This window comes from Affinundibacterium seohonense (genome assembly GCF_014284305.1).
GTDB classification, from domain to species: Bacteria; Pseudomonadota; Gammaproteobacteria; order Burkholderiales; family Burkholderiaceae_D; genus Undibacterium; species Undibacterium seohonense.
This window is the reverse complement of the sequence record NZ_JACOFW010000028.1, coordinates 37,828-50,903: the sequence shown is the minus strand read 5'-3', so window position 1 is coordinate 50,903 and position 13,076 is coordinate 37,828. Positions and strand designations below refer to the sequence as shown.

The window sequence follows — 13,076 nt, the reverse complement described above, 5'->3', positions numbered from 1 at the left end:
AAGAAGTGCCTTTGGCTGAACAACCGGCGATGCTTGACCGTTCGGCGCTAGAGTTCTGCTTAGCTGATGCTTTCCACCCTGGCTGTGAAATGACTTGGCCGGTGCGACATGCGACGATGTATAGCGAGCCTTATCGTTGGCGCCATCGTAGCCAAGACAATCCAGAACCCAATTATGGCAGTACGCTCACCCCAGCGGAGGCACTGTCCTATAACGGGCCGTTGTTCAGTCAATTTCCAGGCTCAATTACGCGATGGATGGCAATTCCGTGGCAGACAGACACTGCCAGCTGTCGTTCCGGCTATGACCGCCAATACGATCCATTCCTGCCGACGTTCTGGCCCGCTCGAGTGCCAAATCAAGTATTAAGCAATGAAGACTACCAAAAAGTGATCGACATCAACCTACCGCGACAAGAACGTATTGCCGCGTTTCAAAATCGAGTCGACTGGGATCGTACCTTAGGTGTGGGTTATGAAAACCAATTGGAAACTATGGTAAAGAGTTTTGACAAACAAGGTATCGTCGAAGAACGTCCAGGGATTGCCAACGATCCTGATTTTCCTCCAGTGATGCAAGTCGAAGATCGCGGCGGTCAAGATATGACTGAGACGGAGCGTTACGAAACCGACAGTCGGATGCGAAAAGTAGCGATACTCGGGACACCCAAACCTGTCTAGTGATATGCAACTTGATCAGCCACTGGAGAATTGGGACGTTATTGTCGTTGGTGCTGGGCCTGCAGGCTCGGCACTGGCGCGGCGATTGCAGCCTCAATGTAAAGTATTGCTGCTGGAACGACAAGACCGTGATGCGTCAGAAATTCCTCGTATTGGCGAGTCGTTGCCAGGCGCAGCTAAGGTACTGCTGAACCGTCTGGGAGTACTTGAGAGTTTTCTGAACGAAGGGCACGCTGAGCGTAGGGCTACCATATCAACGTGGGATTGCGATGACCCTGTCTACTTTGATTCCATGCGCGATCCGAACGGTCCTGGTTGGCATCTCGATCGCCAACGTTTTGATGCGGGCCTGCGCGCCGCAGCCGTCGAGGCAGGAGCAACACTCCTTGACGGCTGTGGTCAGTTTCAAGTCAAGAGAAGCGATGATCGCTGGCAAATATTACTTGAAGATACTGGGCAAATTCATCAAGCAAAGATCCTCGTCGATGCATCGGGACAAAGCGCCAACCTTGCACGTCAGTTGGGAATTTCTCGCCACGTCGACGATCCCATGATCTGCCTTTACGCCTATCTGTCCTGCGAAAGCAATGATGACGATCACTGCACACGGATCAGTGCGGATCATAACGGTTGGTGGTACAGCGTGAGAGTGCCATCAGGGCACCGCGTGCTTGCGTTTCACCTTGATAGTGCAGATCCCGAATTAAAAACTCTGCGAAGACCAGACTATCTTCTCGCCAAAGCACGGGCGTTGCCAATCCTCGCCGAGGCTCTTATAGGGTGCATGCCAGCGCCGGTTTATGCTCGTCCTGCAGCTAGTGCAAAGCTCGACCTGGATGCCATGGTGGCGACAGCTCCAGGTTTCTTTGCTATCGGCGATGCCTTACTCTCTTTTGATCCGATAGCGTCTCAGGGGCTCTTCCATGCCTTGGCATCAGCTGAAAGTGCAGCACGAGCGATATTACAAAGTCCAGAAGAGATGGTCTCAGCCAGAGTTGCCTTTCTTGATGAAATGCGCGCAGTGCATAGGCGCTATCGTCAGCATCTCAACGCGACTTATGCGGGTGTCGTTCGTTTTAGAGATGAACCATTTTGGTCAATTCGACGTGGTATGGAGTCTCGACAGTTAGCAATTTAATTGCGTTGTGCCATCAACATTCAAAAGGAGCTTTTATGAAACAAACTGGATTCATCGAGTACAAAAAAGCGCTCGTTTCTGTTCTACTTATCTTAGGCGTTATCTCCACCTCATTTGCAGAGGTTCAACTAACACTGAAAAATTCATTCATAAAAAAGTATAAGAACAGAGCGACCATCTCCGCTAGCTGTGTTGTCGATCATTCGAAAGGCAAGGCGAACTCACCGTCGAAAGATGGTGATATGCATATTGCCGTGAGATGTCCTAAGGAAATCGCCTTGCCTCTAGTTGCGGAATTTATGAATGCGAGAGAACATAAAGAATTGCTTCTGGAAACAGTAAATTTTGCGGAAAGTGGATCTAGCGTACAGATGTCGGGGGCTTGGCGTATTTGGAATGAACATGGCGGTGATAGTAGTGATTTTGTACAAGGAAATCCTGTCGTGAAAGCGATCGACACGAATCCAGACCACGTTTTTGAAATCCATCCAATCACGCAGTTTAATGGTACATCTGTGCTCGATACACTTCATCCGATCGACGGATATGACGCCAAGGATTCGACCAATGCTTTCAGAATGTATGAAGCAAGTCGATCATTTATCGAATCTATTGGAACGCGAACAAGAATCACAACAAGTGGTGTTGGGTATAACTATGTGAAATTTCAAATGAAGCTAAATGAAAGACCATTTCCGGTGGAAGATGGCAGTTTTGCTTTTGCAAAAATACAGGATTGGGAAGGAGACTTGATTTTGCGAAAGAGGGAGATTGTTTTCGAGTCTTAGGAATACCTCGGGTAAGTCTGTCACTTGTTTCATGGCGAACCTCAGAAGCTACCAAAGGACGTAAAAAGGTGTTGGAGTGGAATTTACCTTATGAAGTAATAGTAGTCGGAATTTATGACAGTCCTTGTGAGTCAGATTAAAGCTAAACAATCATTCGTAGTCGTGATGAAAAACTTTATACACGCGCAACGTCAATTCTGCTCCTAGTACTTGTTCTACCTGTCCGACGAAGTAAATCTGATCGATTTACGCATTTAGACTTTAAATTCATCGATGAAAGTGAAGTAATTCTGATACGCGCCACAATTTTAAGAGGAACGACTACCAATCAAAAATTGCACGCAATTTGTCGCAAAGCTCGGTAGTCGTAGAGATACTTGGTGAGCTCATTATTTGAGGCGATCCCGCACTAAGGGAGTCAAACACATCTAAATGTTCCAGTTGACTGGTGTGTAGTGTAACAAACTACATCTTTGTCTTCAAGAAATGTAGTTTGTTACACAAGCCGCAATCTTTCTATGAATTGGATTGGATTCGTGGAAGCAGTGTATAGATTAACGAGGGCTGCTACGCAAATATCGGGGTGAAAACCATAACCATATTTTGCCAACCAAATCATATCCGTGGATAGCAGAATCTGACATTTTGTTTTTATTAGTACTTTTACTTCAGTACGTTCAGGGATTGGCAAATTGACTTCGCACAAATGGGCACTTTTACTTCCACGAACAGAATCGCGTAAAACGTTAAATCAGCGATATAAGTCAATCACAAATATCAGTCAAAACTTGCCTTTGTTTCAATGGAAAAATTAAATTTTCTGTTATTATTTCGGCTAATTAAACACTGCACAATTAAAAACTATACTTGTTTCAATCTTTTTCTTAGGTAATTGCTTCTCCTCGTTCTATGCTTTCAGTGATTACCTCATCAATTCGTTTTCATAGCTTGCGCTGCTATCGAACACGACCATTATTTTCTCTGTTGATAACAAGCCTATTGATACTCTGTGTTTCCCTAACAGGGATCTACGTTAAATTATGGCTAGAGCGAGATTTGCCTAAGCAACAACTTCGCGAGGCCATCGCGAAAATTGAACAAATTAAACAAGAGCGAAAACAAGCGGAAGCCCTCTCCCAGCCGCTGATACAACTTCCTGCATTCGATAGTGCCAAACTGGTCCAAACTCTAAATACCGTCGCGTCAGATATGCAGGTGGGCTTGGAAGAAGTGTCCTATGTGTTGGACGATAATACCAATCAAGCATATCTACGTTATCGCATCAGCTTTGGTGTGTTGTCGCGTTATCCCGTGCTGAAAAAAATGATTAGCCACTTGCAAGAGCAATCTCCGCATATTTTGTTAGACGGGATATCTTGCTCGCGCGAAGACATTATCTCTATCGATCTCCATTGCGAACTCGTGTTGTCAGCCTATTTTAGTAAGGCTTAGTTGGTCATGTTTGCAAGATATCGTTGGTTGTTTTTATTGAGTTCGCTTGCGGCCACCATCGCTGCGATCATTTACCCGATTGCCCCAGAAGTCGATACTTTTGAACCGCTTACAGTGCCAAAGGCGATGAGCGCATCGAAAAATGTGGCGCAAGGCACATCCGTCGATGTAGAAGACGAATTGGGCAATAAAAACGATGACCCATTTTCACCGAGAGGGTGGTCAGCGACTCCCGTTCCTGTTGTTGTCAACCAGGTCGTCAAGACAGTTGTCGCTGAAACCGCGCCCGCTCCGCAAGCACCAGTTGACCCACCGCCATTGCCGTATCGCTTCCTCGGAAAGTTGACGGACGAGGGTAACGTCGTGGTGTATCTCGGACGTGGTGAACAGACCCACATTGCCAAGGTGGGAGAGGTGATCGAAAGCGTCTATAAAGTCATCAAAATTACAGACCAAAGTGTAGAGCTCGAACATTTGCCCACTGGTGAGAAACAATATTTATCGATCGAATGAATGATCGTTCACCTATTTATGAAAAATCACGCATGAAATTAACCGTAATTCCGACTATTTCTAGTCGCCTTCTCTGCATTTTTGTTGCGATGCTGCTTGCTGGGTGCGCTGCCGGTTTTCATCATCGCGATGGGATGAATGCGCTCGCCCGTCAAGATTTTGCAACGGCAGTCAAAGAGCTTGAGTTAGCGACGAAGTTAAAACCAAATGACATTGAGTTTCGGCGCGATTGGCTAAAAGTGCGCGAAAGTGCCACCAACAAGTTGCTCATGACTGGCGGAACAGCCTTAAGTTTAGGACAAACTAAGGAGGCAGTGCAGGCCTATCAAACCATCCTTCAATATGATCCAGAAAATCCACGCGCGCTAGCCGGAAAAGAAGATGTGCTGCGGTTTGCGAGTGCAAAGGATGAAGTATTGGCTGCACGTGAAGCATTGCAACGTGGTGAACTGGTGGTTGCGCAAGAATGGGTGTCACGTGCCCTACGCAATGCACCGGAAATGCCTGCAGCACGCGCGCTCAAACGCGAGCTTGATACCTTGCAAGCGAAAGAAGTGATTTCTACCCCGAGTTTAGGTGCCAATTATAAAAAGCCGATCAATCTAGAGTTTCGCGACAATAGTATCAAGATGATTTTTGATGCACTGTCCCGTACCACGGGCATTAATTTCATTTTTGATCGTGATGTTCGCAATGATCAACGGACGTCGGTGTTTCTGAAAGGTACCAGCCTAGATGATGCAATCGATGTGATTTTATCGACCAATCAATTGGATAAAAAGGTGTTGAATTCGACCAGTGTGTTGATTTATCCGAACACCGGTCAAAAGCAAAAAGAATATCAAGATTTAATTGTAAAGGCCTTTTACATGGCGAACGTGGAAGCGAAAAATGCGGCCAATATGTTAAAGACCGTGTTGAAAGTCAAAGATATTTTTGTCGATGACAAATACAATATGCTGATTCTACGAGAGAATTCAGAAACGATTGCACTAGCTGAAAAGCTCCTTAATTTACATGATCTCGAAGAGCCAGAAGTGATGATCGACGTGGAGGTTCTGGAAATCAATCGATCGAGTTTGCTCAATCTTGGCTTACAAGTGAACAGCCAATTCACCGTGGCGCCACTCAATGAGTTGATTATCAATTCCAATGGGAATGGCAGTGTAGGTAATGGTACGTCCTCGGCGAGTCAGACCTTACGCCTAAATGATATGAAACGTCTTAATTCTGATTTGCTCGGAATTACAATGCCTAGCGCGACTTTAAATCTCAAGAAAACAGACGGTGATGCTAACTTGTTAGCCAATCCAAGTATTCGTGTGCGTGATCGGGAAAAAGCGAAGATTATGATCGGCGATAAGGTGCCAGTCGTGACCACGACGACGACTGGTAATTTTGTCTCAGAAAATATTAATTACTTGGATGTTGGGTTGAAGTTAGAGGTCGAACCCAATATTCATTTACGTGACGAAATTGGTCTAAAAATTTCGATGGAAGTGAGCTCTTTAGTATCCTCAATTAAGACTAATAATGGCTCACAAGCTTATCAAATCGGAACGCGTAATTTTAGTAGTGCATTGCGTTTGCGAGATGGGGAAACACAGATTTTGGCAGGCTTGATTAGCGATGAAGATCGCTCATCTGCAAATCGAATTCCTTTGTTGGGAGATCTTCCTGTTCTTGGACGGATATTCTCCAACCAGAGTGATAACCGACAAAAGACCGAAATTGTTCTATCGATCACACCGCGGTTGATTCGAAATATTCAAAGAGCGAGTCCTTCTGCGGAGAGTTTTTGGTCTGGTACGGAAACCATGCTGAAAAACAAAGCACTGACGTTGAGACCAGTCGAGAGTGGTGATGCAGCAGGTAAGTCTGCGAGCGCGAAATCGCAAACATCGAACTCACCGTCGATACCAACGTCAGTTGCTGGAGCCAATTCCCCAAAAATTAATTGGCATGGCCCGTCAAAAGCCAAGAAAGACGACGTGCAAACACTAGATTTAGAAATCGAAAGTGGACAAACACTGCGGGCAGCTTCCATGCAATTATCGTTCAACCCAGCTGAGATTGAGATTATTGCGGTGAAAGATGGCGATTACTTCAGTAGGAACGGGAAGGGTAATTTCGGACATTCGGTCGATGTGCCAAGTGGAAGAGTGTCAATCGGTTTAGGAAATAGCGAAGGTGTTCAGATCAAAGAAAAAACAAAGCTCTTATCGGTAACCTACAAAGTCTTGCGTAGTGCCGGTGAAACGGAAATTGGCGTCTTGGGAATGACGCCGATCGGTGTGAATCAAGCGGTAGATCGACCTGCGTTGCCGCAAATTCACAAGCTACAAATTGAACCCTAATGATCGTTTTATGAAATATCAATCAGGATTTAGTTTTATTGAGTTGATTGCCTCTGTCGTCATTATCGGCGTCTTGGCGACGGTTGCGGTGCCGTTTGTAGAAACCACCGTTCGACGCGAAAAAGAGCGTGAGTTGCGAGTCGCTGTGCGTGATATTCGGCAGGCGATTGATGCGTATAAGGTGGCGGCTAGTAGCGGGAAAATTGCTTTGCGTGAGGATCAAAGTGGCTATCCTCCAAGTTTGATTGAATTGGTTTCAGGGATCAGCGATGTTAGTAGACCTAATGCACCGAAGTTATATTTTCTTCGGAAGATCCCCCGTGATCCGTTTCACAGCGATGCTAGTGTGCCTGCGATGAAAACATGGGGACTGCGAAGCTTTCAATCCTCACCAGATCAGCCGCGCGAAGGAGATGATGTTTTTGATGTGTATTCCTTGTCGAGTAAGACGGGCCTAAACGGAGTACCTTATGCGCAATGGTGATAAGCCTAAGAAGAGTAAAAACGGTTTTACGTTAATTGAATTGATAGTGGCTCTGGCGATTGTCGCTATTATTTTGACGATCGCTGCACCAAAGTATTTCGGTAATATCGATAAGACGAAAGAAGCGGTGCTGCGTGAAGATTTATATGTATTGCGGGATGCGATCGATAAGTATTATGGAGATAAAAATAAGTATCCAGATGCATTGGAAGATTTGGTCACAGAAAAATATTTAAGAAGTGTTCCGATCGATCCGTTTACCCTGAGCGCGCGAAGCTGGGTGTTGGTGCCGCCGGAAGATACTAGCTTAGGTGTGATTTCGAACGTGCGATCGAGTGCACCAAACAAAGCGCGTGACGGCACCTGGTTTAAGGATTGGTGAGTATGTATAAGCAACAAGGGTTTAGTTATTTGATCGCCTTGTTTTTGGTCTCCATAGTTGCCATCGTTTCAGTTCGCGCGATGGAAAACATCGCAACGACGGAGAGGCGAGAAAAGGAAGCTGAGCTGCTTTGGATAGGGCAGGCATACAAGAAAGCAATCCGGCAATACTATGAGAATTCACCAGGGACAGTAAAAAAATTCCCTAAAGAATTGGCTGATTTATTGCTTGACGACAGGGCGACAAAAATCGCTCGACCTTTGAGGCGTCTTTATCGAGATCCGATGAACTTGAGTGAAGAATGGGGAGTCGTCCGAGATAAAGAAGGGGGCATTATGGGAATCTATTCTTTGTCGGCAGCAAAGCCGATCAAGACGGCAGGTTTCCCAGCAGATGTAGTGAGTTTTACCGGCGCAACGCGTTACAGCGACTGGCATTTTATTTATCAACCTTGAGAGATTTACTATGATTTCTTCACGTACGACTTTACAAACCGACCAAAAACAATCCGGTTTTACTTTGCTTGAACTGTTAGTGGTGATTGTGATTATTGGTTTGTTAGCGGCTTTTGTCGCCCCAAAATATTTCGGACAGATCGGCAAATCAAAAACACAAGTCGCTAAGGCGCAAATGGAAGCGTTTGACCGTGCCATCGATCAATTTCGTGTCGATACTGAGCATTTCCCTACCACCGAACAAGGATTGGGAAGCTTGTTTTCCCAACCAGCAAATGAGCCATTATGGCGTGGCCCATATATCAAAAAAGGAACTCCTTTAGATCCGTGGAGTAAAGCGTATATTTACAAGTCGCCTGGTACTGATGGCCGTGATTATGAAATCATTTCCTATGGCAATGACGGCAAGAGTGGTGGTGGCGGTGAAGACGCGGATATTTTGAGTTGGCAATGAGTCTTGTGCTAGCTCGTGTGCACATTGACGGCCCGCAATGACGAAACAATTTAAAGCCAAGGTGGTTGATGCATTGATGAATATCAGTTTCATCGATGTGGAGGCGGTCGACGATAGTGAAGCGCGTCGCTTCATTGCCGCCGCAGGGCATCGTCTTATGCATCTGCAGCAAGTACGTGGGCCACGTTTAACCGCCACACGCCAAAAGCCCTTTAATCTGATGGTGTTTAACCAGCAGCTCTATTCTTTATTGGAAGCTGGTCAGACAATCGTCGACGCCATTGAAGTACTGGGGCGCAATGATAAGCGTGGACATCATCGTTCTATCTTTGACACTTTGCTTAAGGCACTGCACGAAGGATGTCAGCTTTCCGAAGCGATGCAAAAACTACCTTCAGCTTTCCCTGCTTTGTATATTGCCATGGTCAAGGCAAGTGAAACCACCGGAACGGTCAAGAATGCGATTCAGCGTTTTACTCAGTATCAAACGCAAGTGAACGAAATACGCGGCAAGCTTGTTGCAGCGGCTACCTATCCCGCCATTTTATTGAGTGTAGGGTTTTTAGTGATTTCCTTTTTGTTGTTGTATGTGTTACCGCGTTTTAGTGCAATTTATGACGATACGAATACCGCGAATGCGACCGTAGGATTTGTCCAGGCCTGGGGTACTTTTGTGAGAAATAATACGGCGCTAGCGTGGCTTTCATTGCTAGGGATCTTAGTGTCGGTAGTGACGCTAATTGTGCATCCTAAAATTCGTTTGTTCCTGTCGAAAAAAATGCTTAGTGCGCCATGGGTTGGTGAAAAAGTATGGATATTGCAGATGGCGCGTATGTATCGAACCTTAGGTATGCTTCTCAAGAGCGGTGTGAGCGTGTTGACAGCGATGCGAATGACTCAAGCATCGTTACCATCGACGATGAACCGACAACTTGAGAGCACCATCCAAGAAGTGAGCGAAGGTCATCCGATTTCTGATGTGTTAATGCGTTACGGTTTAAGTACAGAGATTGCGCAAAGATTACTGGTGGCAGGTGAGTCGTCGGGAAATTTGGATGAGATGATGGAACGCATCGCTGATTTCTATGATCAAGAAACCTCGATGTGGATTGATGCTGCAGGGCGTTTGATTGAACCTTTGTTGATGGTGGGGATAGGGTTGATTGTCGGTATCGTTGTGTTGATGCTATATAGCCCGATTTTCGATTTGGCCAATATCGTATAAGTGACATCAAACATTCGCATTTGCGATGCCTATATCAATACTGAAAAATTAGTAATCAGAAGCTCGAAATTAAAAGACTTAAGAAAACAGAATTTAGCATGCTCACTTTCCCCCTATTATTGCAAGCAAAGCAGGAGTCTCCTGATGTCACCGAGTGGCTGTCATGGTTGACGCTGAGCATGGATCTTCCACGTGAACATATATTGCAAGAAACCGCCCAATTGCTGGATTACCCATTCGCCGACTTGGCGGGTGAACACAAAATTCATCCCGCATTTGACTACGTTCCTTATGCAGAAATGCTTGAGCGCTTAGTGATAGTTGGCACCATCAACCGGGACAATGCCAATAATGATTTATGCGCTGTGATCGGAATTCCACTCGACACCAATATCGGAGCCTGGCTTTCGACATTAGCAATCACCGAAATCTATTTCGCCGATCCAAAGTTAATTCAGTCAACACTGGAATTTCATGAGGGCGCTTTTAGTGCCGTGGCCGACGCAGTTGGTTTAGAAGAGGTCAGTGAGCTTACGCGCGACGCCAGTGCCGACATGACGCTGACTTCAATTCAAGGTGAGTCAAGCCCGGCGGTCAAGTTGATTAACTCCACCTTGTTTGATGCGCTTCGCTTAGAAGCCAGTGATATTCATATTGAGTCTTTACCACAAGGCTTGGTGATAAAGTTTCGTATTGATGGGGTATTAAATCAAATCGCGTCAGTCAACAATATCTCCCTTGCCGAGCAGGCAATCGCTCGTATCAAAGTGTTAGCGGAATTAGACATCGCCGAAAAACGGATTCCTCAGGATGGCCGATTCAGGGTTGCGGTAAAAGGTCGAGATATCGATATTCGCGTCTCGATTATGCCCAGCATCCACGGTGAGGATGCTGTTCTTCGTGTCTTAGATAAAAAGGCACTCATCGACAGTGTACAAAAACTATCATTAGATTCCTTGGGTTTTGATGCCGAGACCAAAAAATTATTGCGGCGTTTAGCGTCCGAACCCTATGGCATGATGCTAGTCACAGGGCCAACTGGTAGCGGCAAAACGACGACACTTTACGCCGCGTTAACAGAGATTAATCATGGGCACGATAAGTTTATTACGATTGAAGATCCAGTCGAGTATCAATTACCAGGAGTCTTGCAAATTCCCGTGAATGAAAAAAAAGGACTGACCTTTGCCGTTGGCTTGCGCTCCATTTTGCGTCACGATCCGGATAAAATTTTAGTGGGTGAAATTCGTGATCCCGAAACAGCACAAATCGCCGTGCAGTCAGCGTTGACAGGGCATATGGTATTTACTTCGGTGCATGCAAACAATACCTTTGATGTGATTGGCCGTTTTATGCACATGGGTGTGGATCCCTATAACTTTGTGTCTTCATTAACCGGTGTCGTCGCACAACGATTGCTGCGACAAAATTGTCCGCACTGTAACGAACCCGTGGAAATCGATCAAAAAATCTTACTCGAATCAGGAATCACCGATCCTCATAGCTATCGATTTCATGCAGGTCGGGGTTGTACGCACTGTCGCAACACAGGCTATAAAGGACGGCGAGCTGTTGCCGAAGTCCTGCGCTTAACCGACGAGATTCGAGAAATGATCATTGCTCGCGCGTCCATTAGAGCACTCAAGGAACAAGCTAGATTAGAAGGTACGCGATTTCTGCGTGATGTGGCGCTTGAGCTAGTCAAAGAAGGACACACCACTTTACAGGAGGTCAATCGTGTCACTTTTGTGGCCTAAGTCTCTGCACATTGGTTTATTCCCCGGACATATTTGGTTACAGAACCGACGAATAAACGTAGAGCATCCATTTACTATGGAACCTTTGCGGGTAGAGCAGCAAATACTTGATGTGTTAACTGAGTTAATTCACGCCCATAAAGATCAAATTGATTTAAAGAGTCGAGTCACATTTTCTGTATCGGATCGATTCGCCGCTATTGTCCAATTGCCGTGGAAAGAGCAACTGTTTCGACAAGAAGAAGTGCGTAATTTCGCCCAAATTTGTTTTGAAAAACAGCATCAAGTGATCGACGAAGATTGGCTGATGCATGCGGAGTTTGCTCGTTATGGAAATGCTGGTTTAGCTTATGCTTTTCGTCAGGTATGGCTGGGCCAATTACAAGCGCTGTGCGAGCAACAGCAATTGATTTTTGAGAGAATCATGCCCATGACCGCAAGGGTTTACTTCGGCAATCAACCAAGAGTGCGGTCAGGCAAGCAACTCATTGTCTTGTCGGAACCGAGTCGTATTTCGTCTATTGTGTTGAATGGCCGCGAGATGGTCGGTTTGGACGTTGAGCCGGTCTCTCAATCGTTCGAATCCTCCGTTGTACGTCTCGTTAAGCGGACTTACGCCCTGCATGAGGATAGTCGACAAATCAACTGCTGGGCGGTCGACAACGATTCTCAAAAGCGAACGTGGACTGCAATAAAACAAGCCTTACCAGAGTTAACAATCCAAACCTTGAACAGACAATTTCAGATAGTTCCTCATCAATGAATCCCAAGATCCTTTTACCAAAGACGAAACATTTTCTGCTGTGGCTGCTATCTGCACTCGTGCTCATCGGGATGACAATGTTTGTTGGTTTTAAAGCGGTAAACTTGTATCAGGTTCAGACAAGGATTCTAGAGCAAGTCACTGAGATGGAAAACCGTGCGGCAAAAAGACCGGTCATCAAAATAAGTAAAACGCAACAAGATGAGCAAAAGCAATGGGAGTTGTTAGAAAAGGAAAAACAATATCCTTGGAAACACCTTTTTGCTGCAATTGAAACCTCGACAGACAAGCAAATTGAATTGTTAGAACTACTTCCTGATAAAGCCAGTCGCTTGGTGATTTTGCGTGGCGAAGCAACGAATACGGCGTCATTAGTCGCATTTTTAGAAAAATTAGAAAATAATTCTAATTTAAGGACCGTACATTTAAGTCATCAAGAGAAGGTGACGAGAGAGCGCTTAGAAACCGTGGGATTTGAAATCAAAATAACGTTGAGGTAGTCCTTTGACTTCATGGACTCTATCCTGATGAGATCACTGAAATTGCATGTTCTTGCCACTTTAGATTGCAAAATTAAATTAATTTCGAAATAAATACTATTTTGGCATTGACGAATAACAACTAACTG

Annotated in this window: 14 protein-coding genes; all 14 read left to right on the top strand. The window is 45.4% G+C overall.

The genetic code is table 11. From position 1 onward, the window contains the following. Window positions 1-680 (top strand): LodA/GoxA family CTQ-dependent oxidase (locus H8K52_RS18080; protein WP_222613834.1); only part of this gene is annotated, 680 nt, incomplete at its 5' end. A gap of 4 nt (window positions 681-684) precedes the next feature. Then, entirely contained in the window at window positions 685-1,818 is a 1,134-nt protein-coding gene (locus H8K52_RS18075) for an NAD(P)/FAD-dependent oxidoreductase (protein WP_186924311.1), read from the top strand. Window positions 1,819-1,853: 35 nt separating this feature from the next. Further along, window positions 1,854-2,606 (top strand): hypothetical protein, encoded by a 753-nt coding sequence (locus H8K52_RS18070; RefSeq protein WP_186924310.1) that lies wholly within the window; start codon window positions 1,854-1,856, stop codon window positions 2,604-2,606. Window positions 2,607-3,662: 1,056 nt separating this feature from the next. Continuing rightward, a complete protein-coding gene (locus H8K52_RS18065) occupies window positions 3,663-4,058 on the top strand; it encodes a GspMb/PilO family protein (protein ID WP_186924309.1) in 396 nt (131 codons plus the stop codon). 6 nt (window positions 4,059-4,064) lie between these two features. Then, entirely contained in the window at window positions 4,065-4,571 is a 507-nt protein-coding gene (locus tag H8K52_RS18060; protein ID WP_186924308.1) for a hypothetical protein, read from the top strand. Window positions 4,572-4,603: 32 nt separating this feature from the next. Next, window positions 4,604-6,928 (top strand): cohesin domain-containing protein, encoded by a 2,325-nt coding sequence (locus H8K52_RS18055; RefSeq protein WP_186924307.1) that lies wholly within the window; start codon window positions 4,604-4,606, stop codon window positions 6,926-6,928. 10 nt (window positions 6,929-6,938) lie between these two features. Continuing rightward, window positions 6,939-7,412 carry a type II secretion system protein gene (locus H8K52_RS18050; protein ID WP_186924306.1) on the top strand — a complete coding sequence of 158 codons (474 nt, stop codon included), beginning with the start codon at window positions 6,939-6,941 and terminating at the stop codon, window positions 7,410-7,412. Further along, window positions 7,399-7,794 carry a type II secretion system protein gene (locus tag H8K52_RS18045; RefSeq protein ID WP_186924305.1) on the top strand — a complete coding sequence of 132 codons (396 nt, stop codon included), beginning with the start codon at window positions 7,399-7,401 and terminating at the stop codon, window positions 7,792-7,794. Before H8K52_RS18050 ends, H8K52_RS18045 begins: the two co-directional genes overlap by 14 nt. Window positions 7,795-7,796: 2 nt before the next feature. Next, entirely contained in the window at window positions 7,797-8,249 is a 453-nt protein-coding gene (locus H8K52_RS18040; RefSeq protein ID WP_186924304.1) for a type II secretion system protein, read from the top strand. Window positions 8,250-8,259: 10 nt separating this feature from the next. Continuing rightward, the gene (gspG, locus tag H8K52_RS18035; protein ID WP_186924303.1) at window positions 8,260-8,703 is read left to right on the top strand and encodes a type II secretion system major pseudopilin GspG; all 444 of its coding nucleotides are present in this window, start codon (window positions 8,260-8,262) and stop codon (window positions 8,701-8,703) included. 37 nt (window positions 8,704-8,740) lie between these two features. Continuing rightward, window positions 8,741-9,928: a type II secretion system F family protein gene (locus tag H8K52_RS18030; RefSeq protein ID WP_186924302.1), complete on the top strand. Its 1,188-nt coding sequence runs from the start codon at window positions 8,741-8,743 to the stop codon at window positions 9,926-9,928. 98 nt (window positions 9,929-10,026) lie between these two features. Continuing rightward, window positions 10,027-11,685: a GspE/PulE family protein gene (locus tag H8K52_RS18025; protein ID WP_186924301.1), complete on the top strand. Its 1,659-nt coding sequence runs from the start codon at window positions 10,027-10,029 to the stop codon at window positions 11,683-11,685. Next, window positions 11,666-12,448, top strand: a complete 783-nt coding sequence (locus H8K52_RS18020; protein ID WP_186924300.1) for a hypothetical protein — start codon at window positions 11,666-11,668, stop codon at window positions 12,446-12,448. Before H8K52_RS18025 ends, H8K52_RS18020 begins: the two co-directional genes overlap by 20 nt. After that, window positions 12,445-12,948 carry a PilN domain-containing protein gene (locus tag H8K52_RS18015; RefSeq protein WP_186924299.1) on the top strand — a complete coding sequence of 168 codons (504 nt, stop codon included), beginning with the start codon at window positions 12,445-12,447 and terminating at the stop codon, window positions 12,946-12,948. The genes H8K52_RS18020 and H8K52_RS18015 overlap by 4 nt, the downstream gene beginning before the upstream one ends. Window positions 12,949-13,076 lie beyond the last annotated feature (128 nt).